At 69.3% G+C, this 540-nt stretch carries 1 protein-coding gene; it reads left to right on the forward strand.

The window, feature by feature from the left end; genetic code table 11:
* Positions 1 to 540: carbohydrate-binding domain-containing protein (locus MKK53_RS07660; protein ID WP_279598889.1), on the forward strand; the 540-nt coding region annotated here is incomplete at both ends.

Raw genomic sequence — 540 nt, forward strand, 5'->3', positions numbered from 1 at the left:
CGACCACAAGGTCAGCCTGTACTTCCTGAACGACGCCTATGACGGCACCGCCGCCACCGACCGCAACCTGTACCTCGACAGCGCCACCTACAACGGCGCGGCGGTCTCCGGCGGCAAGCTCGCCCTCATGAGCGCGGGGGCACAGGCCCTGACCGTGCACGACACCGGCCCGGTGGCGGCCCCGGCGGCCGCGGCGGTGGCCGCGACGCCGTTCACGATGAACATCGGTACGGGGTCGGAAACGCTGGTCCTTAAGCTTAGCGAGGATGCCTACAAGGCCGACTCGCAGTACACGATCGCGGTGGAACGCAAGCAGGTCGGCGGCACCCTCACGGCCCACGCCTCGCATGACGCCAGACAGTCCGACACGATCACCCTCAACGGCGGCCGTGCGGCGGGCGACCACAAGGTCAGCCTGTACTTCCTGAACGACGCCTATGACGGCACCGCCGCCACCGACCGCAACCTGTACCTCGACAGCGCCACCTACAACGGCGCGGCGGTCTCCGGCGGCAAGCTCGCCCTCATGAGCGCGGGGGC

The organism is Methylobacterium sp. J-076, from assembly GCF_022829405.1.
Taxonomy (GTDB): Bacteria; Pseudomonadota; Alphaproteobacteria; order Rhizobiales; family Beijerinckiaceae; genus Methylobacterium.